This window comes from Oscillospiraceae bacterium, from assembly GCA_015067255.1.
GTDB lineage: Bacteria > Bacillota > Clostridia > Oscillospirales > SIG519 > SIG519.
Genome location: SVMS01000002.1, coordinates 50,476 through 73,031 on the forward strand (window position 1 = coordinate 50,476; position 22,556 = coordinate 73,031).

Here is a 22,556-nt window from a genome sequence, read left to right on the forward strand (position 1 = left end):
AAAGAAAGGAAATTATTATGAAAATTTTAGTAACAGGCGGTGCCGGCTATATAGGCAGTCATACCTGCGTTGAGCTTTTAGAGGCGGGCTATGAAGTAGTTGTACTTGATAATCTTTCAAACAGTAAAGCTGAGTCTTTAAAAAGAGTTGAAAAAATCACAGGTAAGAAAATCAAATTTTATCACAACGATATGTTGGACGGCGAAGCTTTGGAAAAAATTTTCACCGAAAACAACATTTATGCAGTAATTCATTTTGCAGGCCTTAAGGCAGTGGGAGAAAGCGTTCAGATTCCAATGAGATATTATCACAATAACATCACGGGAACGCTTGTCCTTTGTGAAGCTATGAAGCGCCACAATGTAAAGAAAATTGTTTTTTCAAGCTCTGCAACTGTTTACGGAAAGCCTGAACGAGTTCCCATTACTGAGGATATGCCAACCTCAGCTACAAATCCTTACGGCAGAACAAAGCTGTTTTTAGAGGATATTCTTAAGGATATCTATGTTTCCGACAACGAATGGAGCATTTCTCTTTTGAGATATTTCAATCCCGTAGGCGCTCATAAATCCGGTCTTATAGGAGAGGATCCGACAGGTATTCCCAACAATCTTATGCCCTTTATAACTCAGGTCGCATCAGGCAAGCTATCTCAATTAAACGTATTCGGAAATGATTATGACACTAAAGACGGCTCAGGAGTGCGTGATTATATCCACGTAGTTGATTTGGCAAAGGGCCACATAAAAGCTTTGGAATATATTAAAAAAACAGGAAGCGGAGTATTTACTCATAATTTAGGCACAGGCAACGGCTACAGCGTTCTTGAGATAGTTGCAGCCTTTGAAAAAGCAAATAATATAAAAATTCCCTATGCTATAGCTCCTCGCCGTGCAGGAGATATAGACACCTGCTACGCTGATACCGCAAAAGCAAAAAACGAGCTTTTATGGGAAGCAGAATACGGAATTGAAGAAATGTGTAAAGATGCGTGGAACTGGCAAAAAAACAATCCTAAAGGATACGAAGATTAATTGATATTTACAGCTTCTGTTTTAAACAGAGGCTGTATTTTTTATAAAAAATCTTAGCAAAATTTTCATTTAAGCATAAGATATTATTGGCAGCATTCTTCCCGGGATGCATGCTTTTATATAGATTTGGGGATTGATGCAAAGCTAAGCTGTCATTTTAAAAATTGGCTATGCATCAATCCTCTTGTTTTTAAAAATAAGAAAATAAATTTTAGTAAAAACATCTTGACAAAACAAATTAAACTTGCTATACTAATGTAGCACGTTTTCACTACGCGTGTAAATCAGGAGAGATGTCCGAGTGGTTTAAGGAGCTGGTCTTGAAAACCAGTGACTCGCAAGAGCCGGGAGTTCGAATCTCCCTCTCTCCGCCATTTAATATTGTTTTTGGAGAAGTACTCAAGTGGTGAAGAGGCTCCCCTGCTAAGGGAGTAGGTCGGGCAACTGGCGCGAGGGTTCAAATCCCTCCTTCTCCGCCAAAAAATAAGACAGTCTTTGGACTGTCTTATTTTTTATCCAAGCCGCAGGCTTGTATGTAATCCGCGTTAGCGGAATGTAATCAGTTCGCTTGGCGAACTGTATGTCATCAAGGCGTTAGCCTTGTATCTTCCCTCTTCGACTTGATTACATACATTTCTTTGAAATGATTACATACGCAACATTCGTTGCAATTACATACAATGCCTTGCATTGATTACATTCGCACTTTGTGCGTGATGCAGGCTTTACCTGTGATGCACGCCTACGGCGCATGAGCAAACGCATCGCATCACCTATCACAGCATAGCTACATCACTTATCACTTATTTGCAGAGTAAATATATCATACGGCAATGCCGCTGATTCACTTGGGCAAAGCCCAAACTTCATTAATTATTGAAATCTGTTAAGTTTTATGATATGATGAATTTGAGCTTGAGCTAACGGCTTGCAAAAGCAAGTGCTTTTTTCAGCCAAATCCTTACTTACAGATTCAATTTCCTTTTTAAAATTTATTTTTGGAAGAATTATTATGAGTGTAAAATTATTTATTAGTGCAATAACTAAATTTTTATTAGGCATTGTTTTAGTCGGCTTATCAATCTTTTTACCTGCAGGTACTCTTTTCTTTTTTAACGGTTGGCTGTTTATGATTATATTATTTGTACCTATGTTTTTTGCAGGACTTGTAATGATATTCAAAAATCCCGAATTATTAAAAAGTCGACTTGATGCCAAAGAAAAACAAAAAGAGCAAAGCCTTGTAGTTAAGCTCAGTGCTCTTATGTTTTTGGCAGGGTTTATTGTTTGCGGACTTGGATTTCGTTTTAAGTGGTATTCTTTGCCTAAAGGAGTAGCTATAGGCGCTGCGATAGTATTTATTTTATCATATATCCTTTATGCAGAGGTGCTAAGAGAAAACACATATCTCAGCCGTACCATTAAAGTGCAGGAAAACCAAAAGGTTATAGACACAGGCTTATACAGTATAGTACGGCATCCAATGTATAGCGTTACATTACTTTTATTTTTATCAATGCCGCTTGTATTAGGCTCTATATACTCATTCTTTATTTTTCTTATATATCCTTTTTTAATAGCAAAGAGAATAAAAAACGAAGAAAAGCTTCTTGAAAAAGAGCTAAACGGATATATTGAATATAAGAAAAAGGTTAAATACAGGTTAATCCCGTTTATTTGGTAAATAAGCTACTGTATATAAGGGGTTATTTATATGACGTTAAAAGTTTCAAAATCTCAAGCGTTAAGAGATTCTAATATAGAATTATACCGTATTATCTCAATGCTCTTAATTGTTGCACATCATTATGTGGTTAATTCAGGATTGACTGCTGCAAACGGGCCTATCTATTCAAATACTTTTTCTTTCCCATCCCTATTCTTACTTTTGTTTGGCGCATGGGGTAAAATTGGTATTAACTGCTTTGTTTTAATTACCGGATATTTTATGTGTAAATCACAAATAACACCTAAAAAATTTGCTAAGCTATTTTTAGAAGTGATGTTTTATCAATTTGTTATAAATATTATATTTTGGATATTCGGATATGCACCCTTTACGCTTAAATCTTTTTTAAAGGTTTTAGTTCCTTTTACGTCAATATCAAAGAATTTCACCGGAACCTATCTTATTTTCTTTTTATGTATACCCTTTTTAAATGTATTGGTTAATAATCTAAATCAAAAACAGCATATCAGACTTCTTTTGCTATCTTTTTCTACATATGTACTTTTTGGAACAGTGCCGTTTTTATCAGTAACAATGAATTATGTTTCCTGGTATATGGTTTTATATTTTATTGCCTCCTATATCCGTTTATATCCTAAGAAAATATTTGACAGTAAGCGTTTCTGGGGAATTATGACTTTTATTTCTGTTTCATTATCTGCAATCTCTGTAGTGGCTTGCTCTTGGTTAGGAGCAAAGCTTGGCACAAATATCCCCTTCCTCTTTGTTACTGATTCAAATACTTTTCTCGCTGTTTTAACAGGTTTAAGTTCCTTTATGCTATTTAAAAATATCAAGATAAAATATAATAAATTTATAAATACCGTTTCAGCAACGACATTTGGTATTCTGTTAATTCATGCTAACAGTGATGCTATGCGCCAGTGGTTGTGGAAGGATCTTTTTAATAATGTTGGAATGTATGGTTCTTCAATAATGCCAATTCACGCCATTTCAAGTGTAATCATTGTTTTTGTTGTGTGTTCGCTTTTGGACTTAGCGAGAATTCACTTAATTGAAAAGCCTTTTTTCAAGCTTTGGGATAAATATTGGCATTGTATTGCAGAAAAATTTACCTTCCTTGAAAATAATCTTTTTGAAAAATTTAAAAAGTTTTAATTTAAAAGACAGCCGCTTACAAACGGCTGTCTTTTAGTTTTACATTATAACCTTACTTAAAAATTCTTTAAGACGGGGATTTTTTGGGTGATTGAAAATTTCGTCGGGAGTTCCCTGCTCCGTTACTCTTCCTGCATCCATAAAGAAAATACGGTTTCCTACTTCACGGGCAAAGCCCATTTCGTGAGTAACGACAACCATTGTCATTCCTTCGTCTGCAAGCTGTTTCATAACATCAAGAACTTCACCGACCATTTCGGGATCGAGGGCGCTTGTAGGCTCGTCAAAAAGTATAACCTTGGGATTCATGGCAAGTGCTCTTACTATTGCAACTCTCTGCTTTTGTCCGCCTGAAAGAGTTGATGGGTAAACGTTTGCCTTTTCCTCAAGACCTACTCTTTTTAATAGCTCGTAAGCTTTTTCCTCCGCCTCTTTTTTAGTCATTTTCTTTAAAATCACAGGGGCAAGAGTGATATTTTCAAGAACAGTTTTATTATTGAAAAGGTTGAACTGCTGAAATACCATACCGATAGACTGACGGTGCTTATTTATATCGACCTTCATATCAGCAAGGTCTTCACCCTCAAAAATAATAGAGCCTGAGGTAGGATCCTCCATACAGTTTATACAGCGTAGGAATGTACTTTTTCCGCCGCCTGAGGGACCGATTACAACGACCTTATCACCCTCGTTTATTGTTTCGGTAATGTCGGAAAGAACCTGATTATCGCCAAAGCTTTTACAAAGATTTTTAATTTCTATCACTTTTTCTAAGGCTCCTTTCCATAATTTTAATGCCCCAGCTAATAAGCAGAACAAGAATAATATAAACTACTGCCATAGCAAGATAAGGAACGAAATACTCATAGCGAACATTACCAATTTCAGTAAAGGTTTTATAAAGGTCAGTAGCCGCTATAAAGCTTACAACTGATGTATCCTTAATAAGAGCTATAAATTCGTTGCCCAATGCAGGCAAAATGTTTTTAACAGCCTGAGGAATAACGATTTTTATCATAGTAGTCCAATAGCTTAGTCCAAGGGCTCTTCCTGCCTCCATTTGTCCTATATCAACAGACAAAAGACCGCCTCTCATAATTTCTGCAACGTATGCGGCACTGTTTAAGCCGAAAACGATAATGGCAGTTGAAAGAGAAGGAATTGAAACGCCTAAAAGAGGCCATAGAACATAATAGGCAATAAGCAACTGAACAACAAGAGGAGTTCCTCTGAAAAAGCCTATATAAACGGTACATACTTTATCGAGAATTCTTGGCAAAAGCTTATATTTAGGCATAACCTTAATGGCTGAGATAACAGTACCTAACAGTACACCTATTAAAAGACCTAAAATTGCAATAAGCAAAGTATTTACAAGGCCTACCGTAACAACTCTTTTCCAACCTCCGCGCAATATAAACAAATCCCAGAAAACCTCAAATTTTGCAACAAAATCCATAGGAATTTCCTTTCGTATCAAAAGTTCAATAGCCTCTGCAAAGTCCTCGCTTTGCAGAGGCTATTTGATAAAAAAGTCTAATTATTTGCCGTTAAGCTTTGATGTAATAGCCTTTGCAGGTCCGTTATCAGCAATAACGTAAGCAACCTGTCCCTGCTCCATAGCAGTTATAGCAAGAGCAACATATTTATAAGCAGCAGCTTGCGCCTTAAGTCCTTCAAAGCCGTAGCCCTCGTCACCCTTATCTGCGTCACCTTTAATATAAAGCTCGCCTGTTGTGCCTTCTTGGCAGCCAACCTTCTTATCTGCTCCAAGCTCTGCAAGGATAGCAGCAACGTCTTCACCTGTTTTGCAGTTATCAAAGGTTGTATCATCAGCCTTAGTGATAACTACCTGAGAAGCATTGTAATAGCTGTCTGAGAAGGTTACAACTTTTTCACGGTCGGGAGTAATTGTAAGACCTGCCATAGCAATATCGCAAATACCTGTCTGAACAGCGTTAACAACTGCGGTAAAGTCCATATCCTGTATAACAAGCTCGAGATTGAGTTCTTGAGCAAGATAGTAAGCAATTTCAAGGTCAACGCCTGAATATTTACCCTCTTGGTCTACCATTTCGAAGGGCTCAAAGCCTGTGCTTGTAGCAACAACGAGCTGGTCCTTGGAAGTATCAAGAGTTGCAGACTTAAATGTAAGTGGTGTTCCGTCGCCGAAATAGTTATTGCAAATTTCATCGAACTTGCCATTGTCTTTAATTTTCTTTAAGAAATCATTAACTTGCTTAAGGAAATCAGCATTGTCCTTAGATACTGCAAATGCATACTCCTCTTCACTTAATGGAAGGTCAATAACCTTAAACTTTTCTTTTGCTGCGCCGCAGCCTGCAAAACAGCCAAGCATAAGTACAAGAGCCATAAAAGCAGCTGCAATTTTCAAATATGACTTTTTCATAATATAATTACCTCTTTCTTAATGATAGCTTTATTATATTACTGTAACTCAATATTGTCAACTGTTTTTGAATAAATATTCCCACAAGGTCAATTTGGCTTGTATATTTGTATATTTATTCACTAAAAAAGAAAATTTTAAGAATTTTTTAAAAATTTCTTTACATTTTTCGACATTTATAGTATAATCAAACAAAAAACGTAAAGGATTTTGATTATGGAAGCTACTTTTTGGGCGTTTACGCCGGCAATTGTTGCTATTGTTCTGGCACTTATAACAAAGCAAGTGTACGTTTCCCTTTTCCTCGGAATTCTTACCGGTGCATTTATGTATACCGGTGGCAATCCCTTACAGGCATTGGGCACACTTTATACTGTTATGAGTGAAAAAGTGGGAGCTAATGTTCCTATTATTGTTTTTCTTGTAGTGCTTGGTATTTTTGTAATTCTAATGCAAAAATCCGGTGGTTCAAGAGCTTACGGAAACTGGGCTGAAAAGAAAATTAAATCAAAAAGCGGTGCCCTTGCTGCAACAGCAGGACTTGGCTGTTTAATCTTTGTTGATGACTATTTCAACTGTCTTACCGTCGGCTCTGTTATGAGACCTGTAACCGATAAATTCAGAGTTTCTCACGCTAAGCTTGCCTGGATTATTGACTGTACTGCTGCTCCTGTTTGTATTATTGCTCCTATTTCTTCCTGGGCAGCGGCTGTATCGGGCCAACTTGAAGGAAATAGTTTTGTAATGTTTATCAAGACTATTCCCTTCAATATCTATGCTATTCTTACTCTTATTATGGTGTTTGCCTTCTGCATTTTCAATCTTGACCTTGGAAAGATGAAGAAAAATGAAGAAATTGCTGCTACAACAGGTGACCTTAATGCAGGCGAAACAGACCTTCCTACAGATGAGGATTCTACAATAGTTGCAAATCCCAAAGGCAGAGTACATCACCTTGTTGTTCCCGTACTTATATTGATTGCTTGCTGTATCGGCGGTATGATTTACTCCGGCTTCTTCTACAATTGGGACACCGGTGTTTACGGTACTGAATTACAGTCTGCAAACGTTATCGAAGCTTTTGCTAACTGCGATGCAGGCTCTGCTCTTGCTATTGGTTCTACTATTGCTTTGGTTATCGTTGGTATTTACTATATGATTACAAAAACTGTTTCTTTCAAAGAAATAACAAACAGCTTTACTCAAGGCTTTAAAACTATGGTTCCTGCAATTCTAATTCTTACATTTGCTTGGAGTATTGCAGGTATTATGGGCGCTAAGGGCGGCTACCTCGATGCACAGGGCTTTGTTCAGACATATATGGCTAATATCCCTGCAACCATTCAAGCCTTCTTCCCAGCCATCTTCTTCCTTCTTGCATCAGGTATTGCATTTGCTACAGGTACTTCTTGGGGAACCTTCGGTGTACTTATTCCCGTTGCAGTTGCTATCCTCGGCGGAAGCGGTACTTCTATACTTCTTACTGTTTCGGCAACTCTCGGCGGCGCAGTATTCGGCGACCATGTCTCCCCCATTTCCGATACTACAATTCTCTCTTCAACAGGCGGAAACTGCAACCACGTTGACCACGTAAAAACACAGCTTCCCTATGCTTCAATTGTTGCAGGCATCTCCTTTGTTTCTTATGTAGTTATCGGCTTACTTTCCACTTCAAATGCCGTTATTGCCGGTGTTGTTATGTGGGCTGTTGCACTTATACTCTTTGCAGCACTTGTTGTTTTACTTATGGCAAAGAAAAAGAAAGCTGCTAAATAAGAATATTTTAAAAAAAGCTTGACGGATTGAGATTAACTCAATCCGTCATTTTTTTGCTTGACAAATAAGAATTTATATTGTATTATTGTATTAACTCAGTAATACAATGAGGAGTAAACTATATGGAATTTGATAATAATATTCCTATATATATTCAGCTTGTTCAACAATTAAAAATAGATATTATATCAGGGAAAATAAAGTCGGGAGAACGTTTGCCTTCTGTAAGAGATTTAGCTTTGCAGACTAAGGTCAATCCCAACACAATGCAAAAAGCCTTAACCGAATTAGAAGATTTAAAGCTGATATATACAGAAAGAACAAACGGAAAATTTGTAACAGAGGATAAAGCCTTAATTTTAAAATACAAAGAAGAATATGCCGACGAGTTATCAAAAAAATACTTTGCCAATATGCAAAATATAGGCTTTGACAAAGAAGAAGCAATTAAGTATTTAAGTCAATCAGGAGGAAAGAAATAGTGGAATTATTACAATGTATCAATTTAGAAAAAAGCTTTGGAAATAAGAAAGTACTCAGCGATATAAATCTGACTGTTTCAAGAGGAAAAATCATAGGGCTTCTTGGCAAAAACGGAACAGGCAAAACAACTCTTATTAAAATTATAAACGATTTATTGACAGCTTCTTCGGGAGAAGTATTAGTAAACGGAAAAGAAATAGGAACAGAGAGCAAAAATATCATTTCCTATCTACCTGAGAGAACATATCTTGACAAGTCTATGACTGTTGATAAGGTTATTAAATTTTTTGAAGATTTTTACGACAATTTCGATTCTCAAAAAGCAAGAAAGCTTCTCAAGGATTTAAAGCTTGATACCTCTCAGAAGCTTTCAAAAATGAGCAAGGGTATGCAGGAAAAGGTACAGCTTGTTCTTGTTATGAGCCGAAAAGCCGAACTTTATATTTTAGACGAGCCTTTAGGCGGAGTTGACCCTGCAACAAGGGACTATATTTTAGATACTATACTTTCAAATTTCAACGACGGCGCAAGCGTTATTATTTCCACTCACTTAATAAGCGATATAGAAAGAATATTAGACGAGGTAATATTTATAGATGACGGAAAAATAATTCTTACCTCTGATTGCGACGAATTAAGAACAAAAGAAAACGGCTCTATTGACGATATTTTCAGGAGGATGTTTAAATGCTGAGCAAATTATTAAAATATGATATACAAAGCAAATTGAAATTTCTGACAGTTTTTTATATATTAGCTTTGTTTTTTGCAATCCTTACAAGGATATTTTTTAATATTGAAAATTCATTTATTATGGATATTATAGCTAAAATATGCAGCGGTGTTACTATATCAATGATATTCAATATACTCATTAACAACCTTATGCGTTTATGGGTAAGATTTAAAAACAATTTATACGGCGATGAAGCATATTTAACACACACTTTACCTGTTAAAAAAGAGTCTTTATATCTTTCGAAAATACTTTCCGCAGTTATTTCTATGTTTATAAGCGTTGCTGTGATAGGACTTACTTTATTTGTAGCATACTATTCAAAAGAAAATATACAGTTTCTTAAAAATATGCTGTTACCTATTGCAAATGCTTACGATACATCTATCAGCGCAATTTTAATATCCTTTTTATTTGTTTTCTTTTTACAGCTTTTAAATGCTGTTCAGGTGGGTTTTACAGGAATAATATTGGGACATAGAATGAACAGCTCAAAATTACCCTTTTCCGTTTTATTCGGATTTATTGCTTATATGGCAACTCAAACTCTTGTTCTGATATGCGTATTTGCCGTTGCCCTGTTTAATAAGGATTTTATGAATTTATTTATTACAAATGAAATGGTAAATATAGACATTTTAAAAACTATTATATATATGTGTATTTTTATATACTCAGCAATAGTTATTGGTATATTTTTTATAAATACAAAGCTATTCAAAGATGGCGTAAACGTAGACTGATTAGAGAAGACGAGCTAAAAACGGGTGATGTTCTTAGCGGAGAATTTTAAATATCCACTAAGTGCAAGCATCGCATTTGTCTGGACAAATGCACTATGAGCTACAAATCCTTATACAAGCAGAAAGAGCAAACACAAGCCGTGTCTGCTCTTTTTTTCTATTAGACGATATATTCGCGCAGCGAATGCGATATAATCTCGTTTCACTCGGTTGCGATATACCTCGCTAAGCTCGGTGCGATATGATATAAATCCCTCGTTTGCGGAGCAAACATCTCGCACGCGAAGCGTATATCGCATTGCGTAGTAATATATAACAAATCCCACAAGGGATTTATATCGCTGCGTGATACTCCTTTAAGAGTATCACGCTAAACTTAGCCTGTCTTTTTTGTTGACTATAATGTTAAATTTAGGTATAATTGTTTTAAAACTTTAGAAAAGAGAAAATATATGTCAGACTCACGAACAAATTTTTATGCTCAAAGGCTTTCACGCTTAATTCAGGCAGAAACAGTTTCAATTGATAATCAGACTGATAAAACAAAGTTTTATAAACTTCAGGAAATACTCAGAGAAATGTTTCCGAACATTTTCAGCCTTTGCGACTATGAAGATTTCGACGGTAGCTTTTTAATGCGTTGGAAGGGCGTTGACTCCTCAGAGCCTGTTATGCTGATGAATCATCACGATGTAGTAGAAGCTCCGGGAAAATGGAAGCACCCTGCTTTTTCAGGTGAAATTTCTGAAAATAAAATTTGGGGACGTGGCACTTTAGATAATAAAGGCGGCCTTTGGGCTATGCTTCAAGCGGCAGACGAATTAGCAGCTGACGGCTTTGTTCCAAAGCACGATATCTTTTTTGTGTCCACTTGTAATGAAGAAACCAGTGGTAGCGGAGCCGACTCTATTTCTAATGAGCTTTTAAAGCGCAATATTCATTTTTCTATGGTTTTAGACGAAGGCGGTATGATTGTAGACGAGCCTATAGCAAATGCAAAGGGGCTTTTTGCTATGGTAGGCTTGGGCGAAAAGGGCTGTGCTGATATTAAGTTTATTGCACGTTCTTCGGGCGGACACGCTTCTGCGCCGCAAAAAAACTCTCCTCTTGTACGTCTTGGTAAATTTATGGCTGCTGTTGAAAAAATCAACATATTCAAAGCTGAGCTTTCACCTACTGTTTGCGCTATGTTTAAAGCTGTTTCCTCTTCTATGAAGGGACCTGTAAAATTATTTCTCGGACATCCACGTTTATTTGGTTTTTTGCTTGTAAAGGCAATCCCGATTATATCAAGCACTGCCGCTGCTATGCTTAAAACTACAATAGCTTTTACAATGGCTTGCGGCTCTGAGGGTACAAATGTTATGCCGCAAGAAGCATATGTAATAGGAAATATGCGTTATTCTCATCATCAGGGTAAAAAAGCAAGCATTGAGGCAATTACAAAGCTTGCAAAAAAATTCGATATCGAAACAGTTATACTTAGTGATGGCTTCAGTTCTCCTATGTCAGACTATAACAGTAAAGCCTTTAAGCTTATCGAAAAAGCCATTAACGAAATTTATCCCAATGTAAAGGTTTCCCCTTATCTGCCTACAGGCGCCAGCGACAGCAGATTTATGAGCCGAGTATGTGAAAACTGTCTGCGGTTTTCTCCCTTTATTATTGATAACGAACAGCTTAAAAGTGTTCACGCAATCAATGAAAACGTTAATATTTCCTCTCTTTCAACTGCAGTGGATTTTTACAGACACATAATGCAGGAGGCATAATATGAGTAGTCAAAAAGAAAAAGGACTTAATATAAGCATTAAATCCTTTATTACTGCTATAGTTGTAATTTTTATTCTTATGGTAGCAACCTATATTCTTACGTTTATAGTACCGGGCGGAGAATATCAAAGAATTACTGACAGCAACGGAAATCTTATTATTGATACTAACGGAAGCTTTTCTTACATAGAAGGCGGTATTTCCTTCTGGAAATGGCTTCTTTCCCCTATTTTAGTATTAGGTGCTTCCGGCAACTCAACTTTAATTGCTGTCATTATTTTCTTATTAGTTATCGGCGGTGTATTTAACAGCTTAGATAAATCCGGCATTATAAAATATATGCTCGATAAAATAGTTTGTAGATTTGGCAAAGTCCGTTATCGCCTTATGGCTGTTATTCTTCTGTTTTTTATGGCATTAGGTGCTATGATTGGCTCTTTTGAAGAGTGTGTTCCGTTAGTTCCCATCGTGGTAGCTCTATCAATCAATCTTGGATGGGATGCTTTGACAGGTGTAGGTATGAGCTTACTTGCTGTTGGTTGCGGTTTTGCTTCGGGCATTTGTAATCCTTTTACAGTCGGTGTGGCACAACAGCTTGCAGGACTTCCTATGTTTTCGGGCGCATGGATGCGAATTTTATCCTTCCTGTTGATTTATTTGCTGTTATTTTTCTTTCTTTTCCTTTATTCTAAAAAAATCGCAAAGCCTTTAAATGAAATTTCAATTAAAGGAAGCTTTGTTCCAAATATCAAAACAGAGCGTGGTGTTATCTGCTTTGTTGTAATTCTCGGTACAGGTATTGCCGTTATTCTCTGCTCCGGCTTTATTAAAACCCTTCAGGACTACACTATGATTATTGTAGCTGTTATGTTTTTAGCGGCAGGATTAGCTTCCACTCTTGTTTCGGGTATGACTGTAAAAACTCTTTTTTCTATCTTTTTAAACGGTATTGTGAGCATCTTCCCCGCTGTTATTATGATTTTGATGGCTTCTTCCATTAAATTCACTTTAGAAGAAGCAAAAGTGTTGGACTCCATTCTTCACGGCGCTATCAGCGTTGCTCAAAATATGCCAAACTTTGCAGTAATTTTATTTATTTACTTAATTGTTCTTGTTATGAATTTCTTTATTCCGTCGGGCTCGGCTAAAGCATTTATGCTTATCCCTTTAATTATTCCTATGGCGCAAATTTTCGGCATATCCCCACAGCTTTGCATCGTAGCTTTTGCCTTTGGCGACGGTTTTTCAAATATGCTTTACCCCACAAATCCCGCCTTGCTTATAAGCTTGGGCTTAGCCGATGTAGGCTACAGCAAATGGTTTAAATTCAGCTGGAAATTTCAGCTAACTAATCTTCTTCTAACAAGCCTTATTTTACTGCTCGGTATTGTTATTGGATATTAAAATACAACACAAAAGCCGATAGGTCATTGACCTATCGGCTTTCAGCATCTTTATTGCAAAATAATTATTGAACAGAATTAGCGCCTGCAATTTTGTTAAGGTCATTCTGCATAAGGCAGAAGTTAACAATTCCAAGACCTACAAAGCCAAGGATAAGATAAAGAATTGAGTTATCTTTATGTTCAATTCCCTTTGCAGCACAGCCTGCAGCAAATTTCTGCTCTGCAAGGAAGAAGCCTACAGGAGAAATAAAAAGCATAAGAACTATTTCAAGAATACCGCTATCTGCAGGATCTTTAACGGATACTGCTTCACGAGCAAGGCATACTGTCCAATAAATGCCATAGATTCCGCAAGTGATGACTGTAAGAATGATTGCTGTTACAATGTTACGTGATTTAATGTTCATACTAAAAAGCCTCCTTTTTTTACTTATTATAACATCATTTTACATAAAATGTCAATATTTTTATTGTATTGATTTTTATTTTAATTTATATTAAAATACATATATAAAAATTTCAGAAAGTATTGAAAGCTATGCAGGATATAAAGCGTCGACGAAAAAAGGCAATATTGTTTACTTTGATTGTTATTTTAATTGCAATTATTCTTACTTTAACAGCTAAATATGTAATATCCTTTCCCTGCGTTTTTTATAAGCTTACGGGGCTTTACTGTCCCGGCTGCGGAAACACAAGGGCGGCAATAGCACTTTTAAGCTTTGATTTTCCCAAAGCTTTTTCTTACAATGCGTTTTTCTTTTTTGAATTTTTCTATATAGTATGGGTTTATATTTTTTCCGTAATAAACTATATAAAAAATAAGCGTTTTTCATACCATTCCCCCTCCAAGCTTTTTGATTGCCTGATGCTTGCAGCTTTTTTCATTTGGGGAATTGTGAGAAATTTTATTTAAAAAAATGCCGTTGTTTTGCGAGACTTCTCATAAGGAAGTCTCGCAGTTTTATTCGCCTAAAGGCAAGTTATATTGCTTCGCAGTTATATTATGCTTTTGCATAGTGATATTCGGCTACGCCGAGTTTTATGGCGAATAAAATATCACTACGACCAGAGGGAGTAATATCGCTTTCACGAAGTGAAAATATCACTCTGTGCGTTAGCACAGAATATCACTCATTTTTCTTTCTGTTGTAAATGATAAGCACCCTTTTTTAACGGCATTTTTTTCTTCATATAAAAGCCTTTTTATTGAGAAATCTAATAACAAGGTGAAATTATGACTAAAAGAAAATTTTACGTTGAAAAAAAGCTTATAAAATCAGCAAATAAAGATATGAAAATACTTATTATCCGCCCTACTGTAAACACAAAACCAAAAAACAAAGCAACGGGGATTTTATGGATTCACGGAGGCGGATATATAACAGGTATGGCGGAAATGATTTATATATCCCGTGCCATTGATTTAGTTAAAAAATACGGCGCTGTGGTAATCACTCCCGAGTACCGTCTTTCCAAAGAAGCTCCATACCCTGCCGCCCTTGAAGATTGCTATACGGCTCTTCGTTATCTCAAAGAGCATAGCGACCAATTAGGTGTTAACAGCAGTCAGCTTATGATAGGCGGCGAAAGTGCAGGCGGCGGACTTACAGCCGCACTTTGTATGTATGCCCGAGACAAAGGAGAAATAAATATTGCCTTTCAGATGCCTCTTTATCCTATGATGGACGACCGCTATACTAATTCTTCAATAGATAATCATAACTTTATTTTAAATACAAAAACAATTCATTTAGGTTGGAAAATATATTTGGGCAAGCTTTACGGCAAAAAAGTCCCCCCATATGCCGCCGCAGCCCGTCAGACCGATTACTCAAACTTACCCCCTGCTTATACCTTTGTGGGCGATAAAGAGATTTTTTACAGCGAAACATTGAATTATATAAAAAATCTTAACAATGCCGGAATTAAAGCTTGTGTTGATGTATATCCCACTAAATTTCATTCCTTTGATATGTTTACCCCTTTCAGAAAAATAAGCAAACAAGCAATCAGCGAATTTGAAAAACAGTACCTATATGCAACAGAGCACTATTTTGCCCCTCAGCCATAAAGGGGATGTAAAAAAAGCACAGAGCGCATAAAACAAGTAAATAAAAGGATTATATACTGTCATCTTTTGAAAAAAGAGCAAAAGTTAACAGAAAAACATCTTTCAAATAATTTTTTAAATGAATATACGTTTTATGCTATCTGCCAATTTCGCCCTCGGAGTACCTCTGTACACCGTCGGGTAACCACCGACAAAAATTTGTCGGTGCGAAATTGACAGATTCTGCACCTTTTTTCCTATCCCCTAACCAAAAGAGGACGTAAAAAACGAAAGTTTTTTACATCCTCTTTTTAGATTATTTATTTTTCCCATTTTTCAATGGCGTCTTTAGCTTTCAGATACGGTACTGTAACAGAAAAAACGCCCTTATCATCTTTCTTGAAACGTTTTGATATATTATTCAATTCGTCAGTTAACTGAGAATAAGTTTCTCTTTCTGCTTTTGTAATTTTATTTTTAGCATTTTTCTCCTCAAGCGCCTCTGCCAAGCGTATAAGCTCCGGAACTGCCGCATCTCCAAGCTCACTTATTGCGTATATGTCTGCATTTTGAAGAGTACCTGTAATATATCTATTTACATTATATTTAGCTATAATTACATCTACATTTGACAACGACAGTGCCGCAAAAAGCACTACACAAGCACAAAACGATGTCGCTATTACTCTGAATTTAGATATAATTTGCTTAATTAAAATAAATATAAATATTACAGCTATTACCAACATAAACCAGGTGGCATATATTCTTTTTTGAGTAAGACCGTAGCAGTCAATATACATAACCATCTTTGCAACAGCTGTACTTATAAGTATAAGAGTGAAAACCGAATATGTTATAGAAAGTATTTTAAGAGCTATCCTTGAAAGCTTTGTCTTACGTTTCATAAATACCATAACAGCGATAATTATTATAAGATTAATTACAGATACTGCGCAAAGCTGGAAAAAGCCTTCTCTGGCATACTGAGAATAGCTAAAGCCCTTTGGCAAAATTCCCGTAAAGCCTGAAATATAATATTGCCATTGTGAAATGAAAAAAATTACATACACAAAAAGTATAGGTATCGTCGCAGCCAAAGCTGTTACAGCCGGTGCTATTTTAAACTCCTGCGACACTTTTTCACAGCTTTGTACATTTAAAATTTCTTGACATTTATTATCAACAGAAGAAATAAACAGTCCAAAAATATACATTCCTATAGGAATTCCGAACAAGGCACTGAAAATATGAGAAAAAATTTCTGTAAAGCTAAAATCAAAAATAGATGTCCACAAATTGAAAAAGCTCTTATCATATGACAGCAAAAGTACAACAAATGCTGTAGGAATTATTGCAATTATAATACCCGCAATCAATTTCAACGAAAATTTTCTGCCGGCTTTTTTTGTTAAAACTACTCTGAACAGCTGATGAATTGAGCTGAATGGTAATATAAATAAAGCTTTTAAAAAATCAGCTAAAATTAAATTCGAGAAGCCTCTTTTTATAACATTTCCCGTAGCAGAATAAATGAAATAACAATATATTGTTATAGCGTATAGATAAGCAAAAAAGTTCAAAAACTCATTCCCGCTGAATATCAGACTCAAGGAAATTATAAGAGCTGATAAAGCTGACAGTAACGGCAATACACCTATTTTTACCTTTTTTATTTTTAAAACAACTATTGTTACTGCAAACATTAAAAAGGTAAATATAAAACCGCCCATAGGGTTAATTGTTACGGGAAACACACGGCAGAAAAGATATCCTGCAATTAAGCTAACCCAAGCAAAAAAGCTCTCTGATGCACAAAATGTACGAGACTCCTTCTTACACTCCACCTTAGCTTCCTCGTTTGTAAAGGTGTACTCATTTTCAGAACTGTCATTTTGATTAGTTAACATATCACTCATTTTTCTATACTCCTTTCTTTTTCCGAAGGAATAAACTCTATTATATCCTCTACTTTACATTCAAGCACCTGACAAATTGCATCTAAGGTTGAGAAGCGTATTGCCTTTGCTTTATTGTTTTTAAGTATTGATAGATTGGCAAGAGTAATTCCCACTTTTTCGGAAAGCTCGTTTAATGACATTTTCCGTTTTGCCATAACTACATCAAGATTTATTATTATCATAAATTTATCTCCGTTCAGACAGTAAAATCATTTTCTTCTTTAATTTGTGTTGCTTCTTCAATAACGTTCTTTACAATTCGTAAGCACAGACCTAAAAATACTCCTACAAAGAAAACGATAAATGATATATAAAAATATATTCCCAATATACCAAAAACTGCGCTTATTAAAAAGCAACACCAGGATACGCCTCTGATAAGCGATACGCTCTGATAAGTAAAAATTTTATTTGCACGTACCCGCAATAAAAGAAAAAACAAAAGAACATCAGCAAGCATAGCAACAGCAAGAATTATATATGCCAAGGTTAGTGTAAAAGCTTGGTTTATTGTAAAATCTAAATTGTTACCTATATATTCCCGTGCATTTATTAAATTTTCAACCAAAGGCGGCATAAAAAATGCACCTCCGATACAAACAATAAAAAATGTAACGGAAATTACAAGAGAAAGTAAAATTGAAAGCTTACTGGGTATTTTAAGCATAACAAAACCTCCGATAAATGTGGTAATATTTTCAATATTGTATTTCTATAATACACCACATTATGTTGTTTGTCAATATAAATTTATTGAAAAACGATAAATTTATGTAAGAAACAAAAAAAGCAGGCGGAAACTGGCGATATTTTTAGCGGAAAATTTGAAAAATTCACTAAGTGCAATTATCACATTTGTCCGGACAAACGCATTATGGACTAAGCCAAAGCTCTTATACAAACAGAAAGAGAGAACAAGGCAGTTGTTTGCCAAGCTCTCTCTTTTTTTATTCGTGAAGTTTTCGCTATTGCGAAAGTGAAGTTGCTGTGCAGTGAAGTTTGTGCAATACACAAGTGAAGTTAAGTTTGCCCATAACTTCGCCGTCAGGCGAAACTTCACTCATAAAGTGAACTTCACTATCGTAGATAGCTTCACTTGCCCAAAGGGCAAACTTAGTTTTAGCGTGTTCTCCGTTAAGGATAACACGCTAATTTTCGTCTGCTTTTCTTTACATTATTGTCCACACTTGGTTTTTATCAAGCTCTTTTTCCTGATTATTAAAACGAACTATTTTTCTTTCTTGTGATGTATTTGCTATTCTTTTTACATTACCTTTGGTATCGGTAAATACTCTTGTTCCCAAAGAGACCTCGAATATTTCCTTGCCGTCAATATAGCCTTTTGCGCTTTTCTTACCTATATTGACTGTATATTCGCTATCCTTGAAAAACTGTGTATAAGTGCTTTCAAAGCCGCTGTCAAAGCAACCGAAATATATTTCATCTCTGTAAAGATGAACTCCGTAAAGCCTTGAAATAAATTCAAGCACCGCAAGTATACAAGGGCCGTAATCCCCTTTTCCTTCGCCGAGAGAGGATACTCCTGTATAAGGGTCAAACTGTTGCGTAAACACTTTATTTTTAGCAACTGTTTTAAGGAAAATCTGTGCAAGTCTTGTTATTTCGTTATATCTTCCGTAATTTTCAAGAGCTCTGATTGAACGCTGATATGTCAAAGACTGGGGCTGACCGCTCCAGTTATTAAAGTCTGCGCCGTTATAATATGGATTATTTCTTGCTATAGATACTAAAGGAATGGGGGTCCAGAATTCATCGGGATTAAGGAGATGCCTTTCTATAAATTCATCTGCCATATCGGGATAAAAGCACCCGTTATACATTACCTTTATATTGCCTTGATACAGAACATCCATAAATTTATTTGAATTATCTCTGTCATAAAAGGCGCCTTTTTCTTTCCACCACAAATAATCTCTCATTTTGTCCTTGACTTTTTTCGCCTGTGTTGCCCAGAAAGCTTCTTTTCCGTTATTGAGAAGATGTGATATTTCACTTAAAGTCTGTCTGCATTCATAGGAAAAGCCCATAAAATCCATTGACTCAAAGGGCACTCTTTTAAAGCCTTCGGGGGCTTTTTCGCTTTTCCAAGCATCCGTCGCATCTTCAAATCTTGAGCAACCGTCCTCACCTGTATCCCATACGCACCAGGTTTCAAGACAGCCGTCATTGTCAGAGTCGCGGGTAGCCCACAAATGCTTATCAAAGCGCTCTATTCCCTGATAAATATATTCAAGATAATCCTTTCTTTTTTCTGAAAGATAGTACATATTCAGGGCGTGATGTGCAAGATAAAAGCCTTGATAATGAGAAAACCAAGGGTCAAATTCACCGTCTTTATACACTATCATTCCGGGAATTCTTCCGTCTTCCCTTTGATAATCAAAGAAAAAAAGCTGATTATTAAGAGCTATTTCAGGATCTCTCTTTGCATACATTTCTCCGCCCATCGGCTGTGTTTCAGTCCATATATTAGGATATCCGCCGCCCTCGACAAGTACTTTTCTACCGCCGAAATCAACTATATTTTCTTTTGCTGTTTTTTCTGCAAGCTCAAATAATTCTTTAAGCTCTGTATTTTCAGTATCGAATTTTACAAATGCTTTTATCATAGTTTCACCTGTTTTAAAAGAATCGGGTAACCTTTCGGCTACCCGATTTGATTAAATTAAATTATTTTGTTGCCTTTTTTCTTAAAATTACAACTGCTGATAATGCTGTCATAACAATAAGTGCAACGTATACAAACATATTGTCAGAGGTCTCCGGTACTTTTTCAGGCTTAGTTGTTGTTGAACCACCGGTTGTCTCTACATCTGTATACTCAACGTATTTTTCTAAAACTTGGGTTGAGTCATTCCAAATTGTATTGTTTTTATCATATACAAATATGATTACGTCGCCCTTTTCAACACTGACGTTTTCAGCGGATAATATTTTTCCGTTTACTCCTGAATTATCGTAATCTACAAGTGTTTTTTCGATAAGAACGTTTTCATCGGAAATAGCATTTTTATAAACAGTAACATTTATACCATCTGCTGAATCAACAATAGGATTGCTTGTTGCACGATAGTCTGTAGGATACTTTAAATTAGCAACTACTTTAACTGTTCCTTTTGAAGGAGCTACAAAATAATCACCTATCATAATATCGTAAGTAGGCATTACTATATTTCCTATACCTTCCCAGATAGTTGCCCAAGCATTGTCGCCTGTTGCTACTGCTGAAGGAAGAACGTATCTCAAATCAGTTGCGTGTTTTTCAAGAGGTAATATATTGTTGGTAGGTCCTACATAGAAGGGCTTCCAAAGAGCTACTGCTGTTGCATCATCAGCAATATTGAAGAACTGATCAAATTTCTGTCCTTTTTCTGCCTGTAAATTGCTAAGGTCGGGTGCAGGGAATTCAGCCTGATCAAGAGCAGCCGCCTGAAGAATCATATCTAATTTTTCCATAACAAGATAGTCACTATAAGTAGTGCCGTTTTTGTTAAAGAAGAAATAAACATTTTCGTCTTTAGCTAATTCAACAACTTTTGTAAAGCTATCTGTTTCCTTAGTAAAGCTAATCTCTGTTATAAGTGTTAAATCCTTATCGAAAACCTTTAAAATTACACCGTCAGAAGAAGCGTCACCAACATAAGTAGGCACAGCACCTGCAAGGTCTATTTTATAGGAAGCTTCTACAGGAGCTGTAAACTTAAAGCCTATATCTGCTGTTGAACCTGTTCCTACTATTTTATTTTGACCTGGATGGAAATAAAGGTTTGCATAAGCATCTTCGCCTGTAGCTCCGGGAATTCTTGCATAATAGTCTGTACCCATCGGTGCTGCAGCGATATTGTTAAGTGCATAATCGCTGTTGGTTATATATACAGTTGACCATTCGGGAGCCTGAGGAGGATTTACATATGCTGTATAAACCTTTGCATCACTAAGCTCAGCCGCAAATGCGGGAACCATTAAAGCAAATATCATTAAGATAGCAAGGGTAAGAGCAAATATCTTTTTCATAAAAATTCTCCTTTGCAATTAATTTTAATTATGCTTTGTCGAGAAAGCGTAAAATTACACTTTCTCGACATATAATATTAATTATTCTACGTTGTTTTTCTTTTTAATAACAAGAAAATAAACAAGAACTGCCGCTAATGCAAGAACTACAACTGCTAAAACAACTATAAGAACGATAACAAGAGCATTTGAAGATGAGCCTGCGTCGTTGCTTGTTCCAGCGTCTGCAGCATACTTTGTAACTATCTTCATAGAGTTGATAGGTGTACCTGAATTAAATACTGTTACCAGCATTTTATCAGTAATAACTGTATCGTTATCAGTTACTTCTTTTGTTGTTTCGCTGTCTTTAACTGTTATTGTATAGCCTGATTTAATTACGAAGCTCTCCATAAAATCTTTATAAGTAAGCTTCTTTTCAAGAGTTATAGTATTAGATTCTTCATCAACTTTAACATCCTGATATTTAGGTGTTAAATAGAAGCTGTTATCTGTATCAATGATTATATCGCCTTCGCCGGAAGGAGTTGAGCTTGTTGTATCGTTGTTGGGAGTTGAAGGAGTAGTATCGTTGTTGGGAGTTGAAGGAGTATCTACATCTATAGAAACGTCGGGAGATGTAACTCCGCCGCCATCAACGCTTCTCCAAACTGCACGGAATTCTCTAAAACGAACAAGAGGGCTGTCTGCTACTTCAACAGGAGAGTGGAAACGGAAGAATACTTTTTCATCCTTTTTAAGATCAATAGCAAAGTTAACATTTACATCCTGACCTGATGTCATTGTGTGAACTGCGCTATCCTGAGGCCAGATTTTATTTGAGAAGTTGCCTTTATAAATTGCAAATTCAACATCTGTACAGCCGGGAACCTCAAGAAGACATTTAACGGTAAATTCAACCTTACCGCCTTCAACAGCGGTAAACATATATCCAACGTCAGCTTCGTCAGCAGGAGCACAAGCATTTACTTCGCCTTCCCAGATAACACCAAATTGAACTCCAGGAATTCCCCATTCAGCAGAGGATTTTTTAACTAAGTCGATTTTAAGAGTATTGTCAGCATCTTTGATATAGAAGCCTTGCCACATACCTCTTGTTTCATCGTTAACCCATTCGGGTGTCCACATAGGAACATAAACGCCGTTATTAACATTTACTGCCAAGGCAGATAGAGGCAACATTAAAATTGCCAATGCAAGAATGATAGTGATAGTTAGTGCTTTTTTCATTAGAGTAAATCCTTTCAAAAAATTTTATCATCGCAAGCAAAATGCTTGTAATAATTAAAACAATCTGA

The 22,556-nt window shown here is 36.0% G+C and carries 21 protein-coding genes and 2 tRNA genes; 13 read left to right on the plus strand and 10 right to left on the minus strand.

The window, feature by feature from the left end:
• Positions 1-17: 17 nt before the first annotated feature.
• The 5 genes from galE (at position 18) to E7480_00935 (ending at position 3,882) form a co-directional block, all read left to right on the plus strand.
• Positions 18-1,034 carry a UDP-glucose 4-epimerase GalE gene (galE, locus tag E7480_00915; protein MBE6903156.1) on the plus strand — a complete coding sequence of 339 codons (1,017 nt, stop codon included), beginning with the start codon at positions 18-20 and terminating at the stop codon, positions 1,032-1,034.
• A gap of 287 nt (positions 1,035-1,321) precedes the next feature.
• Positions 1,322-1,408: transfer RNA gene (locus E7480_00920), tRNA-Ser, on the plus strand.
• Positions 1,409-1,423: 15 nt separating this feature from the next.
• Positions 1,424-1,513: transfer RNA gene (locus tag E7480_00925), tRNA-Ser, on the plus strand.
• A gap of 533 nt (positions 1,514-2,046) precedes the next feature.
• A complete protein-coding gene (locus tag E7480_00930) occupies positions 2,047-2,718 on the plus strand; it encodes an isoprenylcysteine carboxylmethyltransferase family protein (protein MBE6903157.1) in 672 nt (223 codons plus the stop codon).
• A 30-nt stretch (positions 2,719-2,748) separates the two neighbouring features.
• Complete coding sequence (locus E7480_00935) at positions 2,749-3,882, plus strand: acyltransferase (protein ID MBE6903158.1); 1,134 nt, start codon at positions 2,749-2,751, stop codon at positions 3,880-3,882.
• A gap of 39 nt (positions 3,883-3,921) precedes the next feature.
• Here the strand turns inward: E7480_00935 and E7480_00940 are convergent, their stop codons facing one another.
• The 3 genes from E7480_00940 to E7480_00950 all read right to left on the minus strand — a co-directional run bounded on the left by E7480_00940 (position 3,922) and on the right by E7480_00950 (position 6,292).
• Entirely contained in the window at positions 3,922-4,647 is a 726-nt protein-coding gene (locus tag E7480_00940; GenBank protein MBE6903159.1) for an amino acid ABC transporter ATP-binding protein, read from the minus strand.
• A complete protein-coding gene (locus tag E7480_00945; protein ID MBE6903160.1) occupies positions 4,634-5,341 on the minus strand; it encodes an amino acid ABC transporter permease in 708 nt (235 codons plus the stop codon). The genes E7480_00940 and E7480_00945 overlap by 14 nt, the downstream gene beginning before the upstream one ends.
• An 81-nt stretch (positions 5,342-5,422) precedes the next feature.
• The gene (locus tag E7480_00950) at positions 5,423-6,292 is read right to left on the minus strand and encodes a transporter substrate-binding domain-containing protein (GenBank protein MBE6903161.1); all 870 of its coding nucleotides are present in this window, start codon (positions 6,290-6,292) and stop codon (positions 5,423-5,425) included.
• 216 nt (positions 6,293-6,508) lie between these two features.
• Here E7480_00950 and E7480_00955 point away from each other — a divergent pair, with 216 nt between their 5' ends.
• The 6 genes from E7480_00955 (at position 6,509) to E7480_00980 (ending at position 13,207) form a co-directional block, all read left to right on the plus strand.
• Positions 6,509-8,068: a Na+/H+ antiporter NhaC family protein gene (locus E7480_00955; GenBank protein MBE6903162.1), complete on the plus strand. Its 1,560-nt coding sequence runs from the start codon at positions 6,509-6,511 to the stop codon at positions 8,066-8,068.
• Positions 8,069-8,190: 122 nt separating this feature from the next.
• A complete protein-coding gene (locus E7480_00960) occupies positions 8,191-8,550 on the plus strand; it encodes a GntR family transcriptional regulator (GenBank protein MBE6903163.1) in 360 nt (119 codons plus the stop codon).
• Positions 8,547-9,245, plus strand: a complete 699-nt coding sequence (locus E7480_00965; protein MBE6903164.1) for an ABC transporter ATP-binding protein — start codon at positions 8,547-8,549, stop codon at positions 9,243-9,245. The genes E7480_00960 and E7480_00965 overlap by 4 nt, the downstream gene beginning before the upstream one ends.
• A complete protein-coding gene (locus tag E7480_00970) occupies positions 9,239-10,030 on the plus strand; it encodes a hypothetical protein (protein MBE6903165.1) in 792 nt (263 codons plus the stop codon). The genes E7480_00965 and E7480_00970 overlap by 7 nt, the downstream gene beginning before the upstream one ends.
• A 452-nt stretch (positions 10,031-10,482) precedes the next feature.
• The gene (locus E7480_00975; GenBank protein MBE6903166.1) at positions 10,483-11,802 is read left to right on the plus strand and encodes a M20/M25/M40 family metallo-hydrolase; all 1,320 of its coding nucleotides are present in this window, start codon (positions 10,483-10,485) and stop codon (positions 11,800-11,802) included.
• Between the two features lies 1 nt (position 11,803).
• A complete protein-coding gene (locus E7480_00980; protein MBE6903167.1) occupies positions 11,804-13,207 on the plus strand; it encodes a YfcC family protein in 1,404 nt (467 codons plus the stop codon).
• Positions 13,208-13,271: 64 nt separating this feature from the next.
• Here the strand turns inward: E7480_00980 and E7480_00985 are convergent, their stop codons facing one another.
• Positions 13,272-13,616: a DUF4234 domain-containing protein gene (locus tag E7480_00985; protein ID MBE6903168.1), complete on the minus strand. Its 345-nt coding sequence runs from the start codon at positions 13,614-13,616 to the stop codon at positions 13,272-13,274.
• Positions 13,617-13,747: 131 nt separating this feature from the next.
• Between E7480_00985 and E7480_00990 the strand changes: the two genes are divergently transcribed.
• Together E7480_00990 and E7480_00995 are read left to right on the plus strand one after the other, a co-directional pair.
• Positions 13,748-14,125: a DUF2752 domain-containing protein gene (locus E7480_00990; GenBank protein MBE6903169.1), complete on the plus strand. Its 378-nt coding sequence runs from the start codon at positions 13,748-13,750 to the stop codon at positions 14,123-14,125.
• 321 nt (positions 14,126-14,446) lie between these two features.
• Positions 14,447-15,283: an alpha/beta hydrolase gene (locus E7480_00995; GenBank protein ID MBE6903170.1), complete on the plus strand. Its 837-nt coding sequence runs from the start codon at positions 14,447-14,449 to the stop codon at positions 15,281-15,283.
• A 299-nt stretch (positions 15,284-15,582) separates the two neighbouring features.
• Here the strand turns inward: E7480_00995 and E7480_01000 are convergent, their stop codons facing one another.
• The 6 genes from E7480_01000 to E7480_01025 form a co-directional block, all read right to left on the minus strand.
• Complete coding sequence (locus E7480_01000) at positions 15,583-17,181, minus strand: DUF4173 domain-containing protein (GenBank protein MBE6903171.1); 1,599 nt, start codon at positions 17,179-17,181, stop codon at positions 15,583-15,585.
• Positions 17,178-17,405 (minus strand): helix-turn-helix transcriptional regulator, encoded by a 228-nt coding sequence (locus E7480_01005; protein MBE6903172.1) that lies wholly within the window; start codon positions 17,403-17,405, stop codon positions 17,178-17,180. The genes E7480_01000 and E7480_01005 overlap by 4 nt, the downstream gene beginning before the upstream one ends.
• Before the next feature lie 14 nt (positions 17,406-17,419).
• The gene (locus E7480_01010) at positions 17,420-17,890 is read right to left on the minus strand and encodes a DUF2975 domain-containing protein (GenBank protein ID MBE6903173.1); all 471 of its coding nucleotides are present in this window, start codon (positions 17,888-17,890) and stop codon (positions 17,420-17,422) included.
• 502 nt (positions 17,891-18,392) lie between these two features.
• Complete coding sequence (locus E7480_01015) at positions 18,393-19,853, minus strand: hypothetical protein (GenBank protein ID MBE6903174.1); 1,461 nt, start codon at positions 19,851-19,853, stop codon at positions 18,393-18,395.
• Between the two features lie 61 nt (positions 19,854-19,914).
• Positions 19,915-21,258, minus strand: coding sequence for a hypothetical protein (locus tag E7480_01020; GenBank protein ID MBE6903175.1), 1,344 nt, complete (start codon positions 21,256-21,258; stop codon positions 19,915-19,917).
• Between the two features lie 81 nt (positions 21,259-21,339).
• Complete coding sequence (locus E7480_01025) at positions 21,340-22,488, minus strand: hypothetical protein (GenBank protein ID MBE6903176.1); 1,149 nt, start codon at positions 22,486-22,488, stop codon at positions 21,340-21,342.
• Positions 22,489-22,556 lie beyond the last annotated feature (68 nt).